Origin of the sequence: Kaistia sp. 32K (assembly GCF_016629525.1) — a bacterium.
Classification (GTDB): Bacteria; Pseudomonadota; Alphaproteobacteria; order Rhizobiales; family Kaistiaceae; genus Kaistia.
On record NZ_AP024269.1, the window covers coordinates 3,202,537 to 3,225,979 of the forward strand.

Here is a 23,443-nt window from a genome sequence, read left to right on the forward strand (position 1 = left end):
GACGGCACAACAACACAGGCCTATGTTCCATCGGGTAGAGAATTAAGAGACAATAAAATCCAATCTATCTTCTCCTCACCGGTTGAATAGACAATCCGGTCTGTCCGGAGGACCTCGGCACGATAGGCCAAGCCGGTAGTCCAAGAGTGGGACAGATTTGAATCTACGCCGCCTGTGATCTCAGCGCCATTGTCACCGAATTCTTTGAAATGAAAGTAAGATCTAGCGCCATCAAATCCAAGCAGAATTCCGTACATATGCACCGACCTAGAGCTCTCTTCACTGCGGCTACCAATAATTGCCTTGATAGTAGAAGCATCATCACGGCTAATAGAAATGTCACGACCAACCGACGAAACACCACCCCATTTAATGTTCGTGTCTAGACCATATATTTCGCTTGCGTTCGCCCAAGAATATACCTTCGCTATCGCAGCCACGCCAATTTCTTCGGCAATAGAAAAAAGAGCATCGCTATCTCTAGCGCCCAAAACTTTTTCAACAAGATTTAACGTCAACCCAAACTGAGTGTCGCCAAATAGAAGCCTATCGTCAGGCGCAGCGAGCGATATTATAACTGATCCCGGACTTGCCCCTGCAAACTCGAAGGTCGAGCTCTCAACGACCTCTGCCGAAGGCCTAAATCTCTTTTTTGGGCCATTGTGGATCGCATCGAATATAGCGGTGACTAGTTCCTGAAAAGCATAAACGGACGCAGATACAGCCTTTGCAGGATAGCTATCGGACCAACTCCTACTAATTCGATAAGTAACCAGTTCAGTTTGGCTGGCATACAGTTTATTTCTAAGACGCCTAGCGAGATCTCCCCGCCGCTTCTCTAAACTCCGAGCATTTAGCTCAAACGAGGGATCATTTGGATTTTCCAAAGAGAGACGTTGCACTTCCGCGAAGGCTACGTCTGTTTCCTGAATCATCTCAATGATGCGCTGAAGTTCGCTCACAATTCCACCGCCGAAGGTATGTGTATTGTTGCAAGCCCCTTCATCTCATTACTTCGACTAAATCCAAATTGGCGTAGCCAGTAGGCGAACATATATTCACTCTCGGGCCCGCTTCCTTTCACAAGAAGATAGTTATCACAGCGGAATTTTTCGTACAGATTGGATTCTTGGAACCAATTGATAAAACCACACTGATCGGCTGTTGCGCGATCTAGAAATACCTGATCGACCTCAAGCAGAAGATCGACATCGTCAGGGTTCTCTTTCTTGGTAAGAAAACTTCCATCGACCCATATCCGCCCTTCAATGCGGTTATGGGAATCATGGCGACGAGTTCCTCGAGCGTTGTCATAAGCGAAGCACGGGTTGCAGACTTCGGGAAAGCAGCCACGCAAAGCTGTCGCAATGTTACTACATCGTGGGGATGAAATCCCGGTCTCAGAAGAGCCTCAAACTCCTCTTTTTGACTTCCTGCCAATCACGCCCCCGCTAGTCGGCAAACATAGAGCAACAACGCTACCCTACATTGCCGGGACATCACCACAACAATCTTGATATAGGCCCGCCTTCCAACTCCCGCGCCTTCTCACGCCAACACATCAAAATGACGGAGCCAGTTTACCGGCACGATCTCGTGCCCAAAAGGGGCGATGAAGCGGCGGCCCGCGTGTCGCAGGCTCCACTGATGCGCGTCGAAGCCGCGCTGGATGCTCGCGTGCTTGGCATTCCGAAACTTCCTAATGCGGGGAAGCCACAGCCTTGTCCGCGCCCCTATTCCGCCGGGACCACACTCGGGGCGTAGTGGGCGGCGTGTCGCGGAGGCGCTGTGGCGGCCTCCACCAGCCCCGCCTGCCCTTCCGCCGCCACGGACGGCGGCAGCTTGGTTCCCCGCGCCTTCTCGCGCCAGAGCGTCAAAATGCCGGAGCCGATGATCAGGACGATGCCGAGGAGCATCGGTAGCTCCAGGTGGATGTTGAAGACGAAATAGTCGATCCCGATCGCCCAGAGCATCTGGCTGTACTGCGTCGGGCCGACCAGCGCCGCGGGCGCGCGGAAGGCGGCGAGCATCAAAAGGACGTTGCCGAGCGCGCAGAGGATGCCGTAGCCGGCGAGCCAGCCGATCTGCGCGAGGCCCGGCGGCGCGTAGGACGGTATCATCAGGACGCCGCAGAGGAAGAAGGTGCCGAGCACGCCGGCGCCATAGAGCGAGATGTTCTTCTCGCGCGGGCCGATGGCGCGGAAGACGACGATCGAGATGGCGCCGCCGAGGCCGCCCACCACGGCGCCGAGATGGCCGATCGAGAGCTCGCGAAAGCCGGGGCGGAGCACGATCAGCACGCCGACGAAGCCGATGATCACGGCGCTCCAGCGCTTCAGGCCGACCGGCTCCTTCAGGAAGACGACCGACATGATGGTGACGAAGGCCGGCAGCAGGAAGATGAGCGCGAAGGCCTCCGCCATCGAGAGATGGCTGAAGGCGATGACGCTGCCGATCGTGGCGGCGCCATTGGCGGCGAAGCGCACCAGCCAGAGCGGCCGGTTGGTCGTGCGCACGATGTCGATCCAGCGATCGTCCGGCTTCTTCAGGAAGGGGACCGCGAGGAGACCGAACAGCGAGCCGATGAAGGCGATCTCGTAGGGCGGCAGGCCGCCGAGGAATTTGACGCTGGCATCGGAAAAGGCATAGGCGGCAAAGGCGGCGAAGCCGAGAAGAAGGCCCTTGAGGACCGGATCGGAGGACACGACGGGAGGCTTTCTGGCGCGTGAGAGGTCGTTTCGGGCAGCCTCGCCGTCGCCCGGTCGCGCCGCCCGCGCTCTCCCCCTCCCAAGGTGCCTTTTCAGGGGGCGCGGATCGGCGCACCCGCTTCGCGCGGGCGCCGGGCAGCCGAAGCCGCCTGGGCGACGATGTAGCAGAAGCGCGCGACGCCGGCATGACGAAATGCCGGGCAGACGCTGGAAAATGGGGCGCGCGCGAGATCGTCCACCGCTGGATCGCGCGCGGCGAAAAAGCCCTGCCGGAGACGGGAGATCTCCGGCAGGGCGGTCCTGCCGGCGGGCAAGGGGCGGATCCGCTGGCAGGGTTTGTCGGCACGGGCTCAGTCGACCATCACCCGGCGCAGGCGGGACGCCAGCGGGCGGACGATCTCGGCATGGTCGTGGCCTTCGATCCGCATCGCCTCGAGCCGGACCGTCACCTCGTCGACGAGTTCCAGCATGGCGCGGCGCTGGGCGCCGTCGAGCGTGCCGCGATTTTCCGCCCGCAGGCGGATCGTCGTCAGCATGGCGCGAAACTCCGCCTCCGGCATGCACGCGACATAGCCGGTCACGGTGGCGCCGAGCGCGATGCGCCAGCTCTCGCGGGTGAAGCCGGCGCGGGTGATGCGGTTGTCGCTTTCGGCATCGGCCTCGAACCAGTCGTCAGCGGCGGCCTCGTCATAGGCGAGCTTGCCGAATTCCGGCGACAGCGCCGTGATCAGCTTCACGACGACGATCGCCTCCTGCCGGGTCAGCGCCCTGGCCGGCGAGACGGAGAAGGCGACGGCGAGAAAGGGCAGCAGCCCGGCGAGCGTCAGGGCGGCGCGCCGGAAAGCCCTCCGGCGCTGGAGGCGAGCGGCGGTCAGCATGACGCCCTCATCTCGGCTTCGGCCTTCTGGCTCGCCTGCTGCTGCACCAGCGAGCCGCCGACGGAGGCCGCCTGCGCCGCGACCATGCCGGCCTGCCCGGCATAACCGCCGAAGCCGCCGACCATTGACAGCGCCCCGCCCACCATCGCCGCGCCCATCTGCGCGTCAGCCGCCTTCTTGGCCGCCTCGGCACAGGCCGCCGCGGAAGCCTGGCGCACCGGCGCCTGCCGGGCCGACTTTCCCTCTCTGGCGCCAGCTTCGCGGCTCTTGCCGGCGGGACCGGCCGACGCGGTCTCCATCGTCGTCTGGCTGCAGCCCGAAAGCGCGAGCCCCGCCATCAGCATCACGATCAATCGCATTTCTCATTCGCTCCCATGTCTCGCGCACAGGGCGGGCCGGGCGATGCCGCCCTCGCGGAGCCGCTCGCCTGTCGCCTGCGCAAAATTGTCCGGAGCCCCCCGGCCCGTCACGGATGGCGGCCATTCCGCCGAGGCGACCGGTCTAGGCCGGCGCGAAAGCCCCGTCTTGGCGGCCGGCGAACGGATGCGGCCGGGTGCGAACCGACAGCGCGTTTTGCGAAGCGAAAGGAAGCAGAAACGAAAGGGAGAGGGCCGGATCAGCCGGACCGGCCGGCAAGTGCCTCGGCGCGGACGTCCGAGGGCGTGCAGCCGAAACGGCGGCGGAAGACGCGGTTGAAATGCGACAGGTCCTGGAAGCCGGCGGCGAACGCGATGTCGGCGATCGATCCGGTGCGGTCCTCGCGCAGCGAGCGTATGGCGAGCTGCAGCCGGCTCTCGCGCAGATATTCCGTGAAGCTCGCGCCCTCGGCCGCGAACAGGCGCTGGATGTAGCGCGGCGTGACGCCCTGCCGGCGCGCGATCGCGCCGATGTCGAGTTCGGGATCGGTGAGCCGCGCGAGGATCTCCTTCTTGACCAGCGCCAGCCGCGCCGCGCCGATGCCCCCGCCGGCCCGCGCCGTATCGCCGGGGACGACGCCGCCGAGAAGATGGGCGACGAGGTCATAGAGATGACGCGCGGCGAGCGCCGCCGCCTCGGCATCGCCCGGCGGACTTTGGCGCAGGAGCTCGGCATAGCCGGCGAAGAGCCGCAGCCCCGGCGTAGCAGCGGGAATGATGTAGCAGCCACGCGCGTCGATGCGCGGCAGCAGGCGGGCAAGCCGCGTCCGCTCCAGCGCGACGACCCGGAGCCAGGTCTCCGGCAGCCGGCATTCGGTCCAGACGGCCTGGCTGACGATCATCAGGTCGCCGGCCGCGACCGTGATCGGGGCCTTGCCGTCGACGGAGACCTCGTGCTCGGTCGAATGGATCATCAGCTGGTAGTCATCGCGGCCGTCGCCGATAAGCGCGCGCGAGCGCTTGCCGTCGAGCGGCGAATAATGCGCCTGCGCCAGCGTGACCGCATCCGGCAGGGCATGGGCCGCGAGATCGACATGGAAGCTCTGCGGATCGGCCGGCCGAAACTCCATGCCGACGACGTGGCGCGCGACGAAATCATGCACGAAGGCGAGCCGATGCCGTTCCGGGACCAGGCGGGTCGAGAGGCGCTGCATGTTGGGATCGTTCCCTTGGCAATCACGGCCGGCGATCTGTAAGGGTCCCCCGACGCCCGCGCCTTCCGCTTGGTAAGGCGCGGATTCATCCAAAAGATTGACTGGAAGGTCAAGAGTTCAGGGTGTGACCATCATCTCAGGTCTGTTTCCGGATAGGCGCGGCTCGGCCGGCAGCGATCCCGGCCGGCGCAGAGGAAGACGATGGTGCCGTCCGGCCAGCAGGCCTCGCGGTCGAAGCGGGCCTCCGGCACGGTGGCGATCAACAGGCGGAAGGCGATTCCGCCGCCGCCGGGCTCCGGCAGGGCCGCATAGACGCCGAGCCCGTCGCGGCCGTTGCGCTGGATCGAGCCGGCGAAGACGGCGCCGCGGCTGATGAAACCGTCGACGAGATCGATGCCGGCCCGGCAGATGCTGAAGCCCGGCGGCGCGTCGAACTTGGCGTAGTAGCTGGCGCCGCGCTGCAGAGCGATCCGCGCGGTGCCGCGATAGGGGCCGGCGACGATCTCGGGCTTCAGGAAGCGTTCCGCCGCCCGTTCCGGATCCGGATCGTCGCTGCAGTCAAAGCCGAGCGCCCGGCATCCCGAAAGCGCGTCGGCGTCCGCGCGCTCGGCATCGAGCCGCCGCCAGCCGGGCACGCGCTCGGCTTCCGGCGCATTGCCGAGACGAAAATCTTCGAGATAGAGGCGCGGCAGTCCGTCCGGCGCGGCCGAAGCCGTTGCCATCCAGAGGGCCATGGAGGTGGCCAAGGCAGCCATGACGAGCCGTCCGCGCATGCGACGCACTCCCGCCCAGCCGGCGTGGCGCGTCGAGGGCGGTGGTGACTGGCGCTTCAGCCCGGCCGGTACGGAGGCGTCGCGCCTGCCCTCAAAGCGTCTTCCTGAACCACGCCGCCGTCTTCGCGATCACGCTGTCGGCCATCGTCTGGTCGGCGCCCAGGCTGCCATAGATGTGGTCGCCCTCCGGCACGATCCAGACTTCCTTCGACGAGCCCTTGGCGAGCTTGGCAAAACCTTCCGGATAGGCGGCGGAAAAATCCTTCGCGCCGGCGATGGCGAGATAGGCTCCCGGATAGCTCGCGATCGCCTTGTCGATCTTATGCGTCTCGAGGCTGTCGAAGAAGCCCTTCTTCAGCACGATGGTGCGCCAGCCGAGATCGAGGCCGACGACGCCCTCCGTCTCGGCGGTGGCGATCGCCTTGGCGCCGATCGAACCCTTCATATCCTTGGAAAAATCACCGACCGAGGACCAGGTGACCAGCGTCTTGAAGCGCTCGGGCTCGTCGGCGGCGAGCAGCGTGGCAACGCCGCCGCCGAGCGAGAAGCCGAGCACGCCGAGCCGCTTCGGATCGATGCCGGCCTGCTTGGCGAGAAAATCGGCCGCGACCTTGGCGTCGGCGAGTTGGCCATCGATCGTCGTCGCGCCCGTGTCGCCGTCGCTCTTGCCGAAGCCCTGGAAATCGATGCGGAGCGAGGCGATGCCCTCCTTGGCGAGCGCCGCCGCCTCGCGGGCATACATGCCGCCGACCTCGTCGCGCGACGAGCCGAAGCCGTGCAGCATCAGGACCGCCGGGGCGCTAGTGGCGCCCTCCGGCAGGTTGAGCGTGGCGGCGATCCCGCCCTCGAGCGTCACTACGCTCTCTCCGGCCGCGGCGAGCGCGGGCAGCGACAGGAGGGTGATGAAGGCGAGCGAGGCGGGCAGCAGGCGCATGATGAGATCATTCCTTGCGGGTTCCCATGGACGACCGCCAGCAAATCCCGCCTTCCCTGCGCGGTCAACGGTCTGTCACGACAATGGCAATTGATCGAGATCATGGGCGGGCTACAACTATTTGGTTTTATTCGCTCCCAACCATACACTCAGGATGTCCTATCGATACGCCCATCAAGGAGGTCGCGATGAAGACGATGAAAGCCGCCGTTGTCCGGGAATTCGGCAAGCCGCTGACGATCGAGGAAGTTCCCATCCCCGAAATGCGGCACGACCGGATCCTGGTGAAGGTCGAGGCCTGCGGCGTCTGCCATACCGACCTGCACGCCGCCGAGGGCGACTGGCCGGTGAAGCCGACGCCGCCCTTCATCCCCGGCCATGAGGGCTCGGGCTTCGTCACCGCCGTCGGCCGCGACGTCAAGGGTGTCAAGGAAGGCGACCGCGTCGGGGTGCCGTGGCTCTACACGGCCTGCGGCCATTGCGAGCACTGCTTCTCCGGCTGGGAGACGCTCTGCAACGAGCAGCAGAACACCGGCTATTCCGTCAATGGCGGCTATGCCGACTATGTGCTGGCCGACCCGAACTATATCGGCCACATCCCGAAGAAGCTCGATTTCGGCGCCGCCGCGCCCGTCATGTGCGCCGGCGTCACGGTCTACAAGGGCCTCAAGGAAACCGAGGCGAAGCCCGGCCAGTGGGTGGTGATCTCCGGCATCGGCGGCCTCGGCCACATGGCCGTGCAATATGCCAAGGCCATGGGCCTGCACGTCGCCGCCGTCGATATCAGCGAGGACAAGCTGAAGCTCGCCCGCGAACTCGGCGCTGAGGTGACAGTCAACGCCTCGGAAGGCGACCCGACCGCCGCGATCCGCAAGGCGACCGATGGTGGCGCGCACGGCGTGCTCGTCACCGCCGTCTCCCGCCCCGCCTTCGCGCAGGCGCTCGGCATGGTCCGCCGCCGTGGCACGTTGGCTCTGGTCGGCCTGCCGCCCGGCGATTTCCCGACGCCGATCTTCGACGTCGTGCTGAACCGCATCACCATTCGCGGCTCGATCGTCGGCACACGGCAGGATCTGGCGGAATCGCTGGAGTTCGCGGCCGATGGCCTGGTCACGCCGCACTACAGCTGGGACAAGCTCGACAACATCAATGCCATCTTCGACGAGATGCGCGCCGGCAAGATCGAAGGCCGCGTCGTCATGCAGATCGCAAGCTGATCTCCGGGAGCGCCGCGCCGGGTGCGTGGCGCTCCCAATCCGCCATCTGGTTGCGGAACCAGGTGCCCTGCCGCTTGGCATAGCGGCGTGTCTCCATCTTGGCGCGCTCGATCGCCTCGTCGAGCGCAAGCTCGCCGGCGAGATGGGCGCCGAACTCGCGAATGCCGATCGCCTTCATCGCCGGCAGCGCCGGATTGAGACCGAGCGCGATCAGCGCCTCCGCCTCGGCGATTCCGCCGCGCTCCACCATGCCGTCGAAACGCCGGCCGATGCGCTCGTAGAGCACCGCCCTTTCCGGCTCGAGCACGATCCGGCGTACCGATGCTGCGTCGACCAGCGGCGGCGCGCCCGTCTCCCTCTGCCATTCCCCGATCGAGCGCCCGGTCGCCTCGACGACTTCCAGCGCGCGCAGCACCCGCGTGCGATCGAGCGGCGCCAGCCGCTCGGCGCTTTCCGGATCGAGCTTTTGCAGCGCGGCGTGCAGGGCCGGCACGCCCTCGGCGTCGGCCCGCGCCTCAACGCGCGCGCGATGCTCGGCCGGGATCGGGGGGATCGAAGAGAGCCCCTCGGTCAGCGCCTTGAAATAGAGCCCGGTGCCGCCGATCACGATCGGCAGCTGGCCGTCTCGCCATGCGGCTTCCAGTGCCGCCTTCGCATCTTCGCGCCAGCGGGCCACCGAATAGCGCTCGGCTGCCGCGACATGGCCGTAGAGACGGTGCGGCGCCTGCACCTCCTCGTCCGGATCCGGGCGGGCGGAGAGGATGCGCAGCTCGCGATAGACCTGCATCGAATCGGCATTGATGACGACGCCGCCGTGCCGGCGCGCCAGCTCCAGCGCTAGCGCCGACTTGCCGCTCGCGGTCGGCCCGGCTATCAGGACGGCAGGTCCCATTTTCGCTGAATTCAGGTTCCCCATGCCGTCCGATACCGCTCCGTTCGAATATGTCGCCACGTTCATAGCACGGCCGGAACACGCGGCATCGCTTTCGGAGGTGGTGGATGAGGCCGCCGACTTGCCCGGCGCCGGCCGGCCCGACTGGCTCGCCGATGGCGAGGCCTGCGACGTGGCGCTGCCCGCCGGCGAGAACGGTCTCAACGTTATTCGCGACGATCTTCTCGAGATGATCGACGGCCGCCCGGTCGACGTCGTGGCGCAGCCGATCGCCGGACGGCGAAAGAAGCTGCTGATCGCCGACATGGATTCGACCATGATCGGCCAGGAATGCATCGACGAGCTCGCCGACATGGCCGGGCTGAAGCCCTATGTCGCCGAAATCACCGAGCGCGCCATGCGCGGCGAGATCGCCTTCGAGCCGGCGCTGCGCGAGCGGGTCGGCCTGCTGAAGGGCCTGCCGCTCTCCGTCGTCGATACGGTGCTCGCGGAGCGCATCAAGCTGATGCCGGGCGGGCCGGAACTGATCCGCACCATGAAGGCGAACGGCGCCTATACCGCGCTGGTCTCGGGCGGCTTCACGCTGTTCACCGGCCCGGTCGCCGCCCAGATCGGCTTCGACGAGAACCGCGCCAACATCCTGAACCACGCCGACGGCGTTTTGACCGGCACGGTCGAGGAGCCGATCCTCGGCCAGGAAGCCAAGCTCTCGGCGCTGATGGATCTCGCCCGACGCCTCTCCCTTTCGAAGATCGAGACATTGGCCGTCGGCGACGGCGCCAATGATCTTGCAATGATCCGCGCCGCCGGCCTCGGCATCGCGTATCATGCGAAGCCGAAGGTCGCCGCCGAGGCCGCTGCCCGGGTCGACCACAACGATCTGACCGCCCTGCTCTTCGCCCAGGGCTATCGCCGGAGCGACTTCGCCGCATGAAGCCGATCGAGACGTCCCGCCTCCGCCTTCGCCGCTGGCAGGACGCCGACCGCGCGCCCTTCGCCGCGATGTGCGCCGATGCGGAAGTGATGGAATTCTTTCCACACGTGCTGAGCCGGGCGGAGTCGGATGCGCTCGTCGATCGGATCGAGGCGCATTGGGACGCGCGCGGCTATGGCAATTATGCGCTGGAAGAACGCTCGACCGGGGCCTTTGTCGGCATGACGGGTCTGTTCGACGTGTTTCCGGAAGCGCCTTTCGCCCCGTCGGTCGAGATCGGCTGGCGCCTCGCCCGGCCGTTCTGGCGCATGGGCTATGCGCGCGAGGCGGCGGAAGCGGTGCTCGCGGCGGCTTTCGCCGAGCACGATTTTCCGGAGATCGTCTCCTTCACGGCCAAGCTCAACACGCGCTCGGCCGGACTGATGCAGCGCCTCGGCATGACGAGGAATCCGGCCGACGATTTCGACCATCCGGGCATTGCGGAAGGCCATCCGCTGCGCCCGCATGTGCTCTACCGGCTGAAGCGGGAAGCGTTCGAGGGGCGGTAGGCCAGAAGCCCCTCACCCCAACCCTCTCCCGCAAGCGGTAGAGGGAGCCCCACTGCACTCGGTGTCCACGGTTCAGCCACACCGGCCCAAAGCCCTCACCCGCTTGCGGGAGAGGGTTGGGTGAGGGTCTTGCTTGCCAGCCGCAGAGACTCTCGCCGGCATCTCGCGAAGCAGGGTAAGGCGCTGCTCGTCGATCTCCCAGGTTCCATTCCCGGAACTCGACCATCATCCTGAGGTGCCCGGCGAAGCCGGGCCTCGAAGGAGGGTCCAGAGAACGGCTCTGACCTCGCCTGCACACCAGAATGCTCCGCTGGATCCTCCTTCGAGGCTTCGCTCACGCGAAGCACCTCAGGATGATGGCGGAGCCGGTCAATCGGCCTGGAAAGCTCAAAGGGGTGCAAGAGGCGGCGCCGAGATGGCGCCACCCCGCCGGCCTGCGGCCGTCGACCTCTCCCCTCAGGGAGAGATGAAGGCCCTCTACTCGTCGAGCTTCAGCGGGACGAAGCGTAGTTCGCCCGCCTTGTTGGCGATAAGGAACAGCGCCGAGCGGCGGCCGTCCTTCTTCAGCGCCTCGATGCGCGTCGTCACCTCGGCCGGCAGCGCTACGGGCTCCTGCGACACCTCGACGACGACCTCGCCGATCGCAACGCCCTTCTCCGCGGCGGCGCTGCCCGCGTCGATCGCCGTGATCACGACGCCCTTCACCTCGGGCGCGATCGAGAACTGCGCGCGCAGTTCCGGCGTCAGCTCCGACAGCGTCAGCCCGAGCAGTTCGGTGACGACCGGCTTCGGCGGCTCCACGGGAGCCGGCGCCTGCTTGTCCTCGGCCTTCTCGGCGGCCTCGGTCAGGCGTCCGACCTTCACCTTGAGGGTCATTTCCTTGCCCTTGCGGATCACGACGACGTCGACGAGCTTGTCGATGTTCGCGTCCGCGACGAGGCGGGGCAGATCGCGCATCTCGGTGACCGGCCGGCCGTCGAAGGACAGGATGACGTCGCCCGGCTGGATGCCGGCTTCCGCCGCCGGTCCCTTCTCGGTGACGCCGGCTACCAGCGCGCCGCGCGCGGCGGGCATGCCGAGGCTCTCGGCGATTTCGTCCGTCACCTGCTGGATGCGCACGCCGAGCAGGCCGCGGCGGGTCTCGCCGAATTCGCGCAGCTGCTGCACGACATGCACGGCAGCGTCCGAGGGGATGGCGAAGCCGATGCCGATCGAGCCGCCCGAGGGCGAGATGATCGCCGTGTTGATGCCGATGATCTCGCCCTTCATGTTGAAGAGCGGGCCGCCGGAATTGCCGCGATTGATGGCGGCGTCGGTCTGGATGAAATTGTCGTAGGGGCCGGAATTGATGTCGCGGTTGCGGGCCGAGACGATGCCGACGGTCACGGTGCCGCCGAGGCCGAACGGATTGCCGATCGCCATCACCCAGTCGCCGACGCGCATCGCATCCGACGAGCCGAACTTCAGCGCCTTGAGCGGCTTGGCGGCGGTCGGCTTGACCTGCAGCACGGCGATGTCGGTCTTCTCGTCGCGACCGAGCAGCGTCGCCGTCAGCTTCGAGCCGTCATTGAAATTGGCGACGATCTCGTCGGCGCCTTCGATGACGTGGTTGTTGGTGACGATGATGCCGGAGGCGTCGATGACGAAGCCGGAGCCGAGCGACTGCACCTTGCGCGGCGGCGAATTGTCCGTGCCGTCCTTCTGCTTGTTGAAGAACTCGTCGAAGAATTCCTGGAAGGGCGACCCTTCGGGCGCCTGCGGCGTGGGAACGCCGCGCGATCCCTCGATCGTCTGCGACGTCGAGATGTTGACCACCGAATCGACGAGGCCGGCGGCGAGGTCGGCGACCGATTCCGGGCCCTGCGCCATGGCAGGCGGAACAAAGGCGGGCGTCGCGGTACTCAGCAGCGCCCCGAGGGCGGCCGCGAGGCACAGGCGATAGGTCTTCTTGTTGGCCGCGGCCATCTGCATCTCTCCTCTGGCGTCGCCGTCCAGCATGACACGACCGCGACTTCGATACATCTAGCGCGAAGCGCGCCGCCGCCGAGGGTCAGGAGCGCGCCAGCCAAACCACCGCAACGCCGATCGCGAGCACAATCAGCCCGCATCCTCGCAGCATGGAATCTGATGCGGCAATTCCTTGCCGCATCAGGGTTTTCGCAACCGTGGGCGCCACCGCGTAGAACACGCCCTCGATGACGAGGACGAGTCCCAGCGCGGTGACGAAGTCCGTCACGGCGTCGCGGCGGGCGCCGGTTCAGTTGCCGCCGGGGCCGGCGTCACGGCCTTCGGCGGAGCCGGCGTCGCGGCCTTCGGCGGGGCCGGCGTGCCGGGCGTCGCCCGCTCCGGAACCGCCAGCGCGTTGCCGCTCGGGTCGGTCAGGTAGCGGAAGAACGGCGACGACGGCGAGATCACCATGCGCGTCGTGTCGCTCTTCATGCCGTCCTGATAGGCCTGCATCGAGCGATAGAACGAGAAGAAATCAGGATCCTGCTCGAACGCCGTCGCAAAGATGCGGTTACGCTGCGCGTCGCCGTCACCCTTGATCTCGTCGGCGCGCTGGTTGGCCTCAGCCACGATGACCGTCGCCTGCCTGTCGGCCTGCGCGCGGATCGTCCGGGCCGCCTGCTCGCCCTGCGCACGGATTTCAGTCGCTTCGCGCTGACGCTCCGTCTGCATGCGCTGGTAGACGGCCTGGCTGTTCTCCGGCGGCAGATCGGCGCGGCGAATGCGGACGTCGACGACGTCGACGCCGAGGCGCTTGCCTTCACGCTGCACCTGCTCGGTGATCTGCTGCATCAGCCGGGCACGGCCCTCGCGGACGATGCTGCTGAAATCCATCTGGCCGGCGGCGCCGCGGATCGCCGAATTGAGGATCACGGCGAGCCGGGATTCCGCAACCTGGACCGAACCGGCAGCCTGATAGAACAGCAGCGGATCGACGATCTTGTAGCGTCCGAACGCATCCATCACGAGGCGCTTGCGATCGCGCGCAATGACCTCGATCGGCGGCGAGTCGATGTCGAGCAGCCGCTTGTCCAGCATCACGACATTATCGATCAGCGGGATCTTGGCGTAGATGCCGGGCTCCGTCGCGACGCGGACCGGATTACCGAAGCGCAGAACCAGCGCCTGCTGGGTCTGGTTGACGATGAACAGGCCCGAATAGGCAACGATGGCGACGATGATGACGATGACGAGGCCGAGCCCGCCGAAAATGCGACCCATCACTGCGAGCCTCCCTGCTTGGCGGCTGCGGGCGCGCCCTGCAAGGCAGGCAACGGCATATACGGCACCACTCCACCTCCCTTTTCGTCGACGATGATCTTGTCCATGTCGGCGAAGACACCGGAAAGCGTATCGAGATAGATGCGCTCACGGGTGACGGCAGGCGCTTCCTTGTACGATTCGTAGACCTTCGTGAAACGATCGGCCTGACCCTTCGCCTCGGCGACGATCTGGTCGCGATAGGCGTTGGCCGCTTCCTCGATCTGCGACGCCTGACCGCGCGCGCCGGGGATGACCCGGTTGGCGTAGGTCTGGGCCTCGTTCTGGACGCGGTCCTGGTCCTGCTCGGCGGCCTGCACGTCGCGGAACGCGTCGATGACCTCGGACGGCGGGCCGACGTTCAAGAGCTGGACCTGCGTGATCTGGATGCCGGCGCCATACTGGTCGAGCTTGTTCTGCATCAGTTCCTGCACGGCGGTCTGGATGCCCAGGCGCTCTTCCGTCAGCACGCGCTGGATGTCCGAACGACCGATGATCTCGCGCATGGCGCTTTCGGCCGTCGCCTTCACCGTGCCTTCGGGATTCTGCACGTTGAACAGGTACTTGCTGGCGTCGTTGATGACCCAGAAGACCGAGAAATCGACGTCGACGATGTTCTCGTCGCCCGTCAGCATCAGGCTCTCCTGCGGCACGTCGCGGCCGTTCGAACCGGTGTTCCGGTCATCCTGGACCGTGCCGACCGTCGTCCGGTTCACGCGCGTGACCTGCGGCGTGTAGACGGCCTCGATCGGGTAAGGCAGGCGGAAATTCAGGCCCGGCGGAGCGCTGCGCTGATACTGGCCGAAGCGGAGCACGACCCCCTGCTCGTCGGGCTCGACGCGGAACGTGAAGAAATTATAGCCCAGGAACGCCACGACCACCGCCAGTATGGCGATGAACAAGACAGGGTTGAAGCCGCCGCCGGAGCCGCCAGGCAGAACCTGTTTGAGCTTGTCCTGGCTGCGACGAAGGAGTTCCTCAAGATCCGGCGGATTGGGACCATTGCCGCGCGGGCCCTGACCCCAAGGTCCGCCGTTGTTGCTGCCTTTCCATCCGCCGCCCGTCTGGTTGCTCCAGGGCATCTTCGCTCCTTAGTTGTCGATCAATAGGCAAGGCGTACCTGCCCCCGCCCATCGAAGCAAGAGAAGCCCCGGATATGCGGCCTTTTGCAGGGCCTCAGCGAGGCTGGAAGTGGTGTGTCGGCGCAGGGCTTTCAACGCGACTGCGTCGTTTATCCACGATCACACGGCCGTTTTTCGGCGCTCATAGATAACAAATCGCGTCGCCGCTGTGTCGGCGGCACCCGCGGGAACCGCCTCCGAGGAAACCGTCCCCCAGATCCCCGGATCGATCGGCGGGAACAGCGTATCGCCTTCCGGCGTCGCCGCCACATGGGTGATGTAGAGCCGGTCGGCCCGGTCGAAGAAGGCGCGATAGATCTCGCCGCCACCGATCACCATCAATTCCTCCGCCGCGCCCGCCGCCGCGAGCGCCGCGTCGAGCTCGGGAACGACGGTCACGCCGTCGGCCGCGAAGGCCGGATCGCGAGTGACGACGATGTTGAGGCGGTTCGGCAGCGGCCGGCCGATCGAGACGAAGGTCTTGCGGCCCATCAGCACCGGCTTGCCGGTGGTGATCGCCTTGAAGCGCTTGAGATCGGTCGAGAGCTTCCACGGCATGTCGCCGTCGCGGCCGATGACGCCGTTCTCGGCCACCGCGGCGATGATCGAAAGCCGCGCCGTCATTCCGGCTGCGGCAGCGCCGCTCCCTTGGGTGACGCGACGTCCTTGGCCTTCTTGGCGGGCTCGTCCTTCGCCTTGCCGCCGGCCGAGATGCGGTCGACGGTTGCGAGCAGCAGCGCGGAGAGGACGAAGGTCATGTGCAGGATCGTCGACCACATGATCTTGTCGTTGCTGTACTCGTTGGCGTTCAGGAACACCTGCAGCAGGTGGATCGACGAGATCGCGACGATCGAGGAGGCCACCTTGATCTTCAGGCTGCCGGAATCGAGCTTGCCCAGCCAGGAGAGGTCATGGGAGGCATTGTCGAAGCGGCTGACATAGTTCTCGTAGGACGAGATCATCACCATGACGACGAGGCTCGCGACCAGCGCGGCGTCGATCAGGCCGAGCATGGCGAGGATCATGTCGGACTCGTCATAGACGAACACGTTCATGGCGACTTTCCAGAACTTCGCCAGGAAGGAGGCTGCGTAGAGCACCAGCGCGGCGCCCAGGCCGCCATAGAAAATCACCAGCAGCCAGCGGGCCGACATGATGAGCTTTTCGATCGAGGTCTCGAAGGATTTCAAGGGAGAAGCTCCGTGGATGATGCCCGCATATACGGATCACAAGGCCGCTTCGCCAACCCTCCCTGCCGCCGGAATCGTTCGCCCGAGACGAATCAGCGCGTCGCCCTCGACCCGGCAACGCTGCCATTCGACCAGACGGCGAGCGCCCTGCGCCTCGTAGAAGGCGATCGACGGCGCGTTCCAGTCGAGCACCGACCATTCGTAGCGCCCGAGCCCCTCGGCGACGCAACGCTCCGCCAGGCTCGCGAGAAGCGCCTTGCCGATGCCGTAGCCCCGGTAGTCGGGCTTCACGAACAGATCCTCGAGATAGATGCCGTGGCGGCCCTGGAAGGTCGAGAAGGTGTAGAACCAGAGCGCGAAGCCGGCCGGCTCGCCCTCCCATTCGGCGATCGAGCAGAACACGCGCGGCGCCGGCCCGAACAGGGCGACGTCCAGCGCCGCGGCGTCCGTCTCGACCTCATGTGCCAGCCGCTCGTATTCGGCCAGCGACTGGATGAATTCGAGCACCAGCGGCGCGTCGCCCGGACGGGCGGGGCGAAGGGTCAGGGCCATGTTGGTTCCTTGTCAGGGTTCGCGCGGCGAAAGGATCATGATGTCGAGATCCTGCTGCGGATCGAAATCGGTCTTCACCACCTCGAACTGCGTCGGGCCGATCTTCTTCACGCCCTCGGCGCAGAAGGAGACAAGGTTTTTCGGCGCGCCCTTGTCGACGACGAGGCGGAACTTGGCGATCGGCCCGGCCCAGTTGCTGCCGGTGCGCAGGACATAGGCGATGCGGTTCTCGAACAGCGTATTGCTCCCGTCCGAGGTGAGGCCGGCCCGCGCCGCCTTCAGGAAGGCGTCGTCCATGCAGTATTTCTGCCGGTAGGGCTCGAACCACGGCTCCGACTGCGCCTCGGGCGCGACAAAGGAGACGTCAGCGCTCTGGCCGAGGCTCGGCTTGTAGCTGTGTTCGACGATGAGCTGTTTGCCGGCTGGAAAGGTCTGTTCGCGGTAGAAGACGGTCGACAGCAGCCAGCTCGGCGCAAGATGCTTCACCATCCCCTTGCCGTCATTGTCGTATTCGTCGATCGCGGCGAGGCCGAGCTGGACCAGATTGTCCTTGTCCGCCTGCGGCAGCGCATCGAGCGCGGTGCGCGTCGTGTCGAGATGCAGCGCCAGCGGCACGCCGAGCTTTTCAAGCAGCGCCGTCTGGTCGATGCCGAGCGCCGAGGCGCGCTGCTGCACCTTCGTCTCGATCGGTTTGCCGTCGACCAGCGTCTTGAAGCCGAGGAAGTTCACGGGGTCGTCGACCGGAATCGACACCATGAAATCGATGCTGCCTTGGATGTCCGGCATCGGGAAGGCGACGAGCGTCGTGATGTCGTGGTCGGCGTGGTTCTCGAAGGTGTAGCGGACGCGGACCTCGTCGAGCGAGAGGAAGAGGTCTTCCGACTGCATCTCGATGTCCTCGGTCAGGACATAGACGAGGCCGCCGGCGGCGAGCGCCGCGGTCGAGTCGTTCGCCCTCGCCGGCGCGGCGAGGGACGCGGCGAGCATCAGGGCAAGGCAAAGGCTGGCGAGGCGGGTCTCAACGGCACGCATGGACGAAACCTCCAGACGGTCATGATCAGGCCCGATCTAGCAGGTCGCCGCCCCTTCGGTCGAGCGGCCCGCCCATCGCGAAGCGCGGTCACACGGCGATCGGCGCCTTGATTGCCGGATGGGGATCGTAGCCGACGAGCTCGAAATCCTCGAAGCGGAAATCCTCGATCCGCTGGATGGCCGGGTTGAGCTTCATCGTCGGCAGCGGTTTTGGCGCGCGCGAAAGCTGTAGCTCCGCCTGCTCGAGATGGTTGGAATAGAGATGAGCGTCGCCGAAGGTATGGACGAAATCGCCCGGCTTCAGGCCCGTCACCTGCGCCACCATCATCGTCAGCAGCGCATAGGAGGCGATGTTGAACGGCACGCCGAGGAAGATGTCGGCCGAGCGCTGGTAGAGCTGGCAGGAAAGCCGCCCCTCGGCGACGTAGAACTGGAACAGGCTGTGGCAGGGCGGAAGCGCCATGTCGTCCACTTCGGCCGGGTTCCAGGCGGAAACGATCAGCCGGCGCGAATCCGGCTTGGTGCGGATCATCTCGATGACGTTGGCGAGCTGGTCGATGGTGCCGCCGTCCGGCGCCGGCCAGGAGCGCCACTGCGCGCCATAGACGGGGCCGAGGTCACCATTCTCGTCCGCCCACTCGTCCCAGATCGAAACGCCGTTTTCCTTCAGGTAGCGGATGTTGGTCTCGCCGGCGATGAACCAGAGCAGCTCGTGGATGATCGACTTCAGATGCGCCTTCTTGGTCGTCACCAGCGGAAAGCCATCGGCGAGATCGAAACGCATCTGGTAGCCGAACACGGAGAGCGTGCCGGTGCCGGTGCGGTCTTCCTTCCGGACGCCCTTGTCCAGGACATGCTGCATGAGGTCGAGATACTGGCGCATGGATCGTCCAACAGATTCGATGTTTCCGCGATCATACAGCGGCGAGCCCGGATCGCGACTCCACCGATTGCACAAAGCGCGGCTCTGCGTTCAATTGGGGTTCGGCTAGGCCGCGCGAGCCCTGCCCGCCCCCGGCTTGAGGAATTGGGCATGTCGCAGACCATTGCCAATCCCGACGTCTACCTGCATGTGCGGGTCATCATCGGCATTATCCTGGGTCTCAGCGTGTCGCGCCTGCTGAGCGGGCTGGCCCGGTTTGCGCAGCATCCGCTCCGCAACCCGGTCTTCATCACCCACCTTCTGTGGGTGGCCTTCGCCTTCCTGTGCGTCGTGCATTTCTGGTGGTTCGAGTTCTACCTGACCTCGGTCCACCTCTGGACGTTCGAGCTCTATATCTTCATCATCTTCTATGCGAGCCTCTACTTCGTCCTCTGCGCCATCCTGTTTCCCGACAGCCTGGCGGAATACTCAGGATACGCCGACTATTTCATGTCGCGGCGGAAATGGTTCTACGGCCTGATCGCGGTCATATTCCTGGTCGACCTGGTCGACACCGCGATCAAGGGCAGCGCCCACTTCCAATCCTTCGGCATCATCTATCCGATCCGCAACATCGTCTACGCGACGGTCGCGATCGTGGCGATGTTCGTGAGCGACAAGCGCTTCCACCTCACGATCGCGATCCTGGCCCTCGGCTTCCAGACCTTCTGGATCCTGCGCGCCTTCTCGACGCTGCAGTAGCCCCTATTCCGCCGGCGCGGTGACGGCACGGCCGCGGCGGCCGAGCGTCACTTGCGCCAGCGTGAAGGCGATCACGCCGCAGGCGGCGATGCCGGCGACCATCGGCAGCGCCGTGCCGTCGAGGAAGAGGCCGACGACCGCCATGACGACGGCGCCCGTCACCATCTGCAGCGTTCCCATCAGCGCCGAGGCGGTGCCGGCGATCTCGCCATGCTCGTCGAGGGCAAGCACCGCCGACGTCGGAATGACGAGGCCGAGGAAGCCGTTGGCGACGAAGAGGACGCCGATCAGGACGGCGAGCCCGTCGATACCAGACGCCATCAGCAGGAACAGGACGACGACCGAGATGGCGAAGCCGGTAACCGCGACGCGCATTACCCGCTTCAGGCCGAACATGCCGCCGAGCCGGCCGTTCAGCTGCGAGAAGCCGAAGAACGACACCGCGTTGATCGAGAAGGCGAGGCTGTACTGCGTCGGCGTCAGGCCATAGTGCTCGATCAGCACGAAGGACGAGTTGGCCAGATAGGCGAAGAAGCTGGAGATGCCGAAGGCGCCGATGAAGACGAGGCCGAGGAAGTGGCGGTCGCGCAGGAGCAGCCAATAGCCGGCGAGCGCGCTTCCGACGCCGCTTTCGACCCGCTGCTCAGCCGGCCGCGTCTCGTCCAGCGCCAGCGCCAGCAGGGCGATGCCGAGGATCGCCGCCACCATGACGATCCAGAAGATCGCGCGCCAGGAGGCGATCGCGGTCACGGCGCTGCCGGCGAGCGGCGCCAGGATCGGCGAGATGCTGAAGACGAGCATCAGGAGCGACATCAGCCGCGCGGCGTCGTTGCCGGTATGCAGGTCGCGCACGACCGCCCGCGGCACGACCATGCCGGCGCAGGCGCCGAGGCCCTGGACGAAGCGGAAGGCGATCAGGATCTCGACCGTCGGCGCCAGCGCGCAGCCGATGCTGCCGAGCGCGAACAGGGCAAGGCCGAAATAGAGCGGCGGCTTGCGGCCGACCATGTCGGCGACGGGTCCGTAGATCAGCTGGCCGAGGCCGACCGAGATGAAGAAGGCCATCAGGCTCATCTGCACGGCGCCGGTCGTCGCGCCGAGATCCTGGCCGATCGCCGGGAGCGCCGGCAGGTACATGTCGATCGCGAACGGACCGATCGCGCTCAAAAGGCCGAGTATGACGGCATAGCGCAGGATGGAGGAGGACATGTGAGACACCTGAAAGCGACGACCCGGCCTCTGCGGAACGGCAATGCCACGCAGGATCAAGATCAGCGATTGATTTGGACACCAACGCGGCCACAGCGCCGCGAGAATTTTGTAATGGTTGGCACACTAATGGTCAACAAACGCTCGTCCGTCAACCCACATTGTCGTTAACGTCACCTCCGCCGCCCCGGCAGGCGATGGCGGCGTTCTTCTGCCCTCCTCCGCGCGCCCTCCCCGCGCCCTGGCGCCGATCGCGCGACAGTATCGGTGCGCATCTCGGCCGAAGGCCGCCGGATCCGGTCCACAACCCTTTTCACGGCGGTTTCGATCGCCTATATGTCGGGTGCCGGCGCAAGCCGGCTATGGCGATAAACTGTCATCGAAATAAACCCATCGGACCCGGGGGCGGTACCCGGCGCCTCCACCCAAGCCCATCCCAAGGGATGGTTTTCGGCGGGGGCGAAATAGGATCGACGAGGGCGTAAAGGGTGTTCTTTCGCTCGGCATGGTACCGCCGTTATCGGACCAAATCTGTAGTTGCAAACGACAACTATGCTCCGGTTGCTGTCGCTGCGTAAGCAGTGCCGGTACCGAAATAAAAGTCCTTACGGGTAGCACCGTGTAGGCGGGGTCCGGAGGCACCTGGCAACAGAAGCCTCCACTTCCCTTCCTTCCGACATTACGATCCCAGCCCGTGACGCCGGCATGACAGCCCGGCCGCGGACGATGTTTCCTGTCGCGTCGGGACCCCAATCTTCGCGAAAGAGTGTCGGCGTTCACCTTTTCCAAGAACCATCCGCGCGCGCGCTTGACTTCTCGGGGCCGGAGATCGAGTTTTCGACGACAAGGCTCGTCAGGGAGCCGTTTTTAGCGCGGGTCCGCGGTTTTGCCGCACCGGGTGCCTGTCTCGACCCCGTCCGCATTGATTCTGGGTAGTCGCCGTTCATGGCCGAAGATCTGATCCGCTACGACATTCTGGCCCAGGACGCGCTTCGGGGCGTCGTTCGCAAGGTGCTGGCCGAAGTGGCCAAGACGGGCCTGCCGGGTGACCATCATTTCTACATCACGTTTGAAACCCGGGCGCCCGGCGTCCGCGTCTCGACGCGGCTGATGACCGACTATCCCGAAGAGATGACCATCATCATCCAGCACCAGTACTGGGACCTCTCGGTGACGGAGCACGCCTTCGAGATCGGCCTCTCCTTCAAGGGCGTGCCGGAGCGGCTGCTGATCCCGTTCACGGCGCTGAAGTCCTTCGTCGATCCGTCGGTGCAGTTCGGCCTGCAGTTCGAGACCGCGCCGGCCGACGAGGACGCGCTGGAGACCGGCGCGGAGATGGAGGATGTCGAGACCTCGCCGATCGTCCTCGACGCGCCGGCCGAGACGGAAGAAGCTCCCGCCGAGCCGAGCGAAAAGCCGGCCGCCGAAGTCGTGCGGCTCGACGCGTTTCGCAAGAAGAGCTAATCCCCTCCCCGACTGCTCACTGAACGAGGCCGCGCCAGCGGCTGGGAAAGGCTGACTATGACGACGACCCGTATCGAAACGGATACTTTTGGCCCGATCGAAGTGGCCAGCGACCGCTACTGGGGCGCCCAGGCGCAGCGTTCGCTCGGCAATTTCAAGATCGGTCTCGAGAAGCAGCCGCTGCCGATCGTGCGGGCGCTCGGCGTCATCAAGCGCGCCGCGGCGGAAGTGAACGCCAAGCTCGGCCGCCTCGACCCGGAGATCTCGAAGGCGATCGTCGCCGCCGCGCAGGAAGTCATCGACGGCAAGCTCGACGACCATTTCCCGCTCGTCGTCTGGCAGACCGGCTCGGGCACGCAGTCGAACATGAACGCCAACGAGGTGGTCTCCAACCGCGCCATCGAGATGCTGGGCGGCGTGATGGGCTCCAAGAAGCCCGTCCATCCGAACGACCACGTCAACATGAGCCAGTCGTCGAACGACACCTATCCGACGGCGATGCACATCGCCTCGGCCGAGGAGATCATCCACCGCCTGCTGCCGGCGCTGAAGCACCTGCACGCGGCCCTCGACGCCAAGGCCAAGGACTGGGCGGCAATCGTCAAGATCGGCCGCACGCACACCCAGGACGCCACGCCGCTGACGCTCGGCCAGGAATTCTCGGGCTACGCCCAGCAGGTCGAGAACGGCATCAAGCGCATCGAGATGACGCTGCCGGACCTGATGCAGCTCGCCCAGGGCGGCACCGCCGTCGGCACCGGCCTGAACGCGCCGATCGGCTTCGCCGAGGATGTCGCAGCCGCGATCGCCGAGATCACCGGCCTCCCCTTCACCTCGGCGCCGAACAAGTTCGAGGCGCTCGCGGCGCATGACGCCATGGTGTTCTCGCACGGCGCGATCAACACGGTCGCGGCGTCGCTGTTCAAGATCGCCAACGACATCCGCCTGCTCGGCTCCGGCCCGCGCGCCGGCCTCGGCGAGCTGTCGCTGCCGGAGAACGAGCCGGGCTCGTCGATCATGCCGGGCAAGGTCAACCCGACCCAGTGCGAGGCGCTGACCCAGGTCTGCGTGCAGGTGTTCGGCAACCAGGCCGCCCTCACCTTCGCCGGCAGCCAGGGCCATTTCGAGCTCAACGTCTACAATCCGGTGATGGCCTACAACTTCCTGCAGTCGGTGCGGATCCTCGCCGACGCGGCGGTCTCCTTCACCGATAATTGCGTCGTCGGCATCGAGCCGCGCCTCGACAACATTCAGTCGGGCGTCGAGCGCTCGCTGATGCTGGTGACCGCGCTGGCGCCGAAGATCGGCTACGACAACGCCGCCAAGATCGCCAAGACCGCGCACAAGAACGGTACGACTTTGCGCGAGGAAGCCGTCGGCGGCGGCTATGTGACGGATGCCGAGTTCGACGCGGTCGTGCGCCCCGAGGACATGATCCACCCCAACTGAGGCGGCTCACCTCCGTTACATTACGGAGCTGGACAATTCGTCCTCCATGCGCACTGATAGGGCATGGAGGACGATATGCGT

General features: G+C 65.5%; 26 protein-coding genes and 1 other RNA gene. 7 read left to right on the plus strand and 20 right to left on the minus strand.

What is annotated here, in order from left to right; genetic code table 11:
- Positions 1 to 20: 20 nt before the first annotated feature.
- From K32_RS14870 to K32_RS14905, 9 genes are all read right to left on the minus strand, one after another.
- On the minus strand, positions 21 to 962 hold the full coding sequence (locus K32_RS14870; protein ID WP_201400272.1) for a hypothetical protein: 942 nt from the start codon (positions 960 to 962) through the stop codon (positions 21 to 23).
- Entirely contained in the window at positions 959 to 1,357 is a 399-nt protein-coding gene (locus K32_RS25080; protein ID WP_371812686.1) for a hypothetical protein, read from the minus strand. The genes K32_RS14870 and K32_RS25080 overlap by 4 nt, the downstream gene beginning before the upstream one ends.
- A 376-nt stretch (positions 1,358 to 1,733) precedes the next feature.
- Positions 1,734 to 2,705, minus strand: coding sequence for a DMT family transporter (locus K32_RS14875; RefSeq protein ID WP_201400273.1), 972 nt, complete (start codon positions 2,703 to 2,705; stop codon positions 1,734 to 1,736).
- Positions 2,706 to 2,800: 95 nt separating this feature from the next.
- Complete coding sequence (locus K32_RS14880; RefSeq protein WP_201400274.1) at positions 2,801 to 3,022, minus strand: hypothetical protein; 222 nt, start codon at positions 3,020 to 3,022, stop codon at positions 2,801 to 2,803.
- 36 nt (positions 3,023 to 3,058) lie between these two features.
- Entirely contained in the window at positions 3,059 to 3,586 is a 528-nt protein-coding gene (locus tag K32_RS14885) for a hypothetical protein (RefSeq protein ID WP_201400275.1), read from the minus strand.
- The gene (locus K32_RS14890) at positions 3,580 to 3,945 is read right to left on the minus strand and encodes a hypothetical protein (protein ID WP_210342757.1); all 366 of its coding nucleotides are present in this window, start codon (positions 3,943 to 3,945) and stop codon (positions 3,580 to 3,582) included. Before K32_RS14890 ends, K32_RS14885 begins: the two co-directional genes overlap by 7 nt.
- Before the next feature lie 257 nt (positions 3,946 to 4,202).
- Positions 4,203 to 5,156 (minus strand): helix-turn-helix transcriptional regulator, encoded by a 954-nt coding sequence (locus K32_RS14895; RefSeq protein WP_201400277.1) that lies wholly within the window; start codon positions 5,154 to 5,156, stop codon positions 4,203 to 4,205.
- Between the two features lie 131 nt (positions 5,157 to 5,287).
- Complete coding sequence (locus K32_RS14900; protein ID WP_201400278.1) at positions 5,288 to 5,911, minus strand: hypothetical protein; 624 nt, start codon at positions 5,909 to 5,911, stop codon at positions 5,288 to 5,290.
- Between the two features lie 109 nt (positions 5,912 to 6,020).
- The gene (locus K32_RS14905) at positions 6,021 to 6,863 is read right to left on the minus strand and encodes a S9 family peptidase (protein WP_201400279.1); all 843 of its coding nucleotides are present in this window, start codon (positions 6,861 to 6,863) and stop codon (positions 6,021 to 6,023) included.
- A gap of 188 nt (positions 6,864 to 7,051) precedes the next feature.
- On the opposite strand from K32_RS14905, the gene adhP reads away from it, so the two are divergent.
- On the plus strand, positions 7,052 to 8,080 hold the full coding sequence (gene adhP, locus K32_RS14910) for an alcohol dehydrogenase AdhP (RefSeq protein WP_201400280.1): 1,029 nt from the start codon (positions 7,052 to 7,054) through the stop codon (positions 8,078 to 8,080).
- Here adhP and miaA read toward each other — a convergent pair.
- A complete protein-coding gene (gene miaA / locus K32_RS14915; protein ID WP_201400281.1) occupies positions 8,061 to 8,972 on the minus strand; it encodes a tRNA (adenosine(37)-N6)-dimethylallyltransferase MiaA in 912 nt (303 codons plus the stop codon). The genes adhP and miaA overlap by 20 nt on opposite strands.
- A gap of 22 nt (positions 8,973 to 8,994) precedes the next feature.
- On the opposite strand from miaA, the gene serB reads away from it, so the two are divergent.
- Together serB and K32_RS14925 are read left to right on the plus strand one after the other, a co-directional pair.
- On the plus strand, positions 8,995 to 9,906 hold the full coding sequence (gene serB / locus K32_RS14920; protein ID WP_201400282.1) for a phosphoserine phosphatase SerB: 912 nt from the start codon (positions 8,995 to 8,997) through the stop codon (positions 9,904 to 9,906).
- On the plus strand, positions 9,903 to 10,454 hold the full coding sequence (locus tag K32_RS14925; RefSeq protein ID WP_201400283.1) for a GNAT family N-acetyltransferase: 552 nt from the start codon (positions 9,903 to 9,905) through the stop codon (positions 10,452 to 10,454). Before serB ends, K32_RS14925 begins: the two co-directional genes overlap by 4 nt.
- 477 nt (positions 10,455 to 10,931) lie before the next feature.
- Here K32_RS14925 and K32_RS14930 read toward each other — a convergent pair whose 3' ends face one another.
- From K32_RS14930 to K32_RS14970, 9 genes are all read right to left on the minus strand, one after another.
- Entirely contained in the window at positions 10,932 to 12,419 is a 1,488-nt protein-coding gene (locus K32_RS14930; RefSeq protein ID WP_201400284.1) for a DegQ family serine endoprotease, read from the minus strand.
- Positions 12,420 to 12,504: 85 nt separating this feature from the next.
- A complete protein-coding gene (locus K32_RS14935) occupies positions 12,505 to 12,690 on the minus strand; it encodes a DUF2065 domain-containing protein (protein ID WP_201400285.1) in 186 nt (61 codons plus the stop codon).
- On the minus strand, positions 12,687 to 13,682 hold the full coding sequence (hflC, locus tag K32_RS14940; protein ID WP_201404508.1) for a protease modulator HflC: 996 nt from the start codon (positions 13,680 to 13,682) through the stop codon (positions 12,687 to 12,689). Before hflC ends, K32_RS14935 begins: the two co-directional genes overlap by 4 nt.
- The gene (gene hflK, locus K32_RS14945; RefSeq protein ID WP_201400286.1) at positions 13,682 to 14,803 is read right to left on the minus strand and encodes an FtsH protease activity modulator HflK; all 1,122 of its coding nucleotides are present in this window, start codon (positions 14,801 to 14,803) and stop codon (positions 13,682 to 13,684) included. Before hflK ends, hflC begins: the two co-directional genes overlap by 1 nt.
- Before the next feature lie 159 nt (positions 14,804 to 14,962).
- On the minus strand, positions 14,963 to 15,466 hold the full coding sequence (locus K32_RS14950) for a dihydrofolate reductase (protein ID WP_201400287.1): 504 nt from the start codon (positions 15,464 to 15,466) through the stop codon (positions 14,963 to 14,965).
- Entirely contained in the window at positions 15,463 to 16,032 is a 570-nt protein-coding gene (locus tag K32_RS14955) for a TIGR00645 family protein (RefSeq protein ID WP_201400288.1), read from the minus strand. Before K32_RS14955 ends, K32_RS14950 begins: the two co-directional genes overlap by 4 nt.
- A 36-nt stretch (positions 16,033 to 16,068) precedes the next feature.
- Positions 16,069 to 16,584, minus strand: a complete 516-nt coding sequence (locus tag K32_RS14960) for a GNAT family N-acetyltransferase (protein WP_201400289.1) — start codon at positions 16,582 to 16,584, stop codon at positions 16,069 to 16,071.
- A gap of 12 nt (positions 16,585 to 16,596) precedes the next feature.
- Positions 16,597 to 17,616 carry a DUF4424 domain-containing protein gene (locus tag K32_RS14965; protein ID WP_244669524.1) on the minus strand — a complete coding sequence of 340 codons (1,020 nt, stop codon included), beginning with the start codon at positions 17,614 to 17,616 and terminating at the stop codon, positions 16,597 to 16,599.
- Positions 17,617 to 17,704: 88 nt separating this feature from the next.
- Positions 17,705 to 18,499, minus strand: coding sequence for a thymidylate synthase (locus K32_RS14970; RefSeq protein WP_201400290.1), 795 nt, complete (start codon positions 18,497 to 18,499; stop codon positions 17,705 to 17,707).
- A 150-nt stretch (positions 18,500 to 18,649) separates the two neighbouring features.
- On the opposite strand from K32_RS14970, the gene K32_RS14975 reads away from it, so the two are divergent.
- Positions 18,650 to 19,240: a hypothetical protein gene (locus K32_RS14975; protein ID WP_201400291.1), complete on the plus strand. Its 591-nt coding sequence runs from the start codon at positions 18,650 to 18,652 to the stop codon at positions 19,238 to 19,240.
- Between the two features lie 3 nt (positions 19,241 to 19,243).
- On the opposite strand, the gene K32_RS14980 is transcribed toward K32_RS14975, so the two are convergent.
- Positions 19,244 to 20,449 carry a multidrug effflux MFS transporter gene (locus K32_RS14980; RefSeq protein ID WP_201400292.1) on the minus strand — a complete coding sequence of 402 codons (1,206 nt, stop codon included), beginning with the start codon at positions 20,447 to 20,449 and terminating at the stop codon, positions 19,244 to 19,246.
- Positions 20,450 to 20,755: 306 nt separating this feature from the next.
- On the opposite strand from K32_RS14980, the gene ssrA reads away from it, so the two are divergent.
- From ssrA to fumC, 3 genes are all read left to right on the plus strand, one after another.
- Positions 20,756 to 21,112, plus strand: a transfer-messenger RNA (tmRNA) gene (gene ssrA / locus K32_RS14985).
- Positions 21,113 to 21,394: 282 nt separating this feature from the next.
- Positions 21,395 to 21,913 (plus strand): SspB family protein, encoded by a 519-nt coding sequence (locus K32_RS14990; protein WP_201400293.1) that lies wholly within the window; start codon positions 21,395 to 21,397, stop codon positions 21,911 to 21,913.
- 57 nt (positions 21,914 to 21,970) lie between these two features.
- Positions 21,971 to 23,362, plus strand: a complete 1,392-nt coding sequence (fumC, locus tag K32_RS14995) for a class II fumarate hydratase (RefSeq protein ID WP_201400294.1) — start codon at positions 21,971 to 21,973, stop codon at positions 23,360 to 23,362.
- The last annotated feature ends 81 nt before the right edge of the window (positions 23,363 to 23,443 follow it).

Coding starts and splice junctions, on each gene's coding strand:
- K32_RS14885 (WP_201400275.1), bottom strand. CDS start 3,586: ATGCTGACCGCCGCTCGCCTCCAGCGCCGGAGGGCTTTCCGGCGCGCC.
- K32_RS14890 (WP_210342757.1), bottom strand. CDS start 3,945: ATGCGATTGATCGTGATGCTGATGGCGGGGCTCGCGCTTTCGGGCTGC.
- K32_RS14895 (WP_201400277.1), bottom strand. CDS start 5,156: ATGCAGCGCCTCTCGACCCGCCTGGTCCCGGAACGGCATCGGCTCGCC.
- K32_RS14900 (WP_201400278.1), bottom strand. CDS start 5,911: ATGGCTGCCTTGGCCACCTCCATGGCCCTCTGGATGGCAACGGCTTCG.
- K32_RS14905 (WP_201400279.1), bottom strand. CDS start 6,863: ATGCGCCTGCTGCCCGCCTCGCTCGCCTTCATCACCCTCCTGTCGCTG.
- adhP (WP_201400280.1), top strand. CDS start 7,052: ATGAAGACGATGAAAGCCGCCGTTGTCCGGGAATTCGGCAAGCCGCTG.
- miaA (WP_201400281.1), bottom strand. CDS start 8,972: ATGGGACCTGCCGTCCTGATAGCCGGGCCGACCGCGAGCGGCAAGTCG.
- serB (WP_201400282.1), top strand. CDS start 8,995: ATGCCGTCCGATACCGCTCCGTTCGAATATGTCGCCACGTTCATAGCA.
- K32_RS14925 (WP_201400283.1), top strand. CDS start 9,903: ATGAAGCCGATCGAGACGTCCCGCCTCCGCCTTCGCCGCTGGCAGGAC.
- K32_RS14930 (WP_201400284.1), bottom strand. CDS start 12,419: ATGGCCGCGGCCAACAAGAAGACCTATCGCCTGTGCCTCGCGGCCGCC.
- hflC (WP_201404508.1), bottom strand. CDS start 13,682: ATGGGTCGCATTTTCGGCGGGCTCGGCCTCGTCATCGTCATCATCGTC.
- hflK (WP_201400286.1), bottom strand. CDS start 14,803: ATGCCCTGGAGCAACCAGACGGGCGGCGGATGGAAAGGCAGCAACAAC.
- K32_RS14950 (WP_201400287.1), bottom strand. CDS start 15,466: ATGACGGCGCGGCTTTCGATCATCGCCGCGGTGGCCGAGAACGGCGTC.
- K32_RS14960 (WP_201400289.1), bottom strand. CDS start 16,584: ATGGCCCTGACCCTTCGCCCCGCCCGTCCGGGCGACGCGCCGCTGGTG.
- K32_RS14965 (WP_244669524.1), bottom strand. CDS start 17,616: ATGCGTGCCGTTGAGACCCGCCTCGCCAGCCTTTGCCTTGCCCTGATG.
- K32_RS14970 (WP_201400290.1), bottom strand. CDS start 18,499: ATGCGCCAGTATCTCGACCTCATGCAGCATGTCCTGGACAAGGGCGTC.
- K32_RS14975 (WP_201400291.1), top strand. CDS start 18,650: ATGTCGCAGACCATTGCCAATCCCGACGTCTACCTGCATGTGCGGGTC.
- K32_RS14980 (WP_201400292.1), bottom strand. CDS start 20,449: ATGTCCTCCTCCATCCTGCGCTATGCCGTCATACTCGGCCTTTTGAGC.
- K32_RS14990 (WP_201400293.1), top strand. CDS start 21,395: ATGGCCGAAGATCTGATCCGCTACGACATTCTGGCCCAGGACGCGCTT.
- fumC (WP_201400294.1), top strand. CDS start 21,971: ATGACGACGACCCGTATCGAAACGGATACTTTTGGCCCGATCGAAGTG.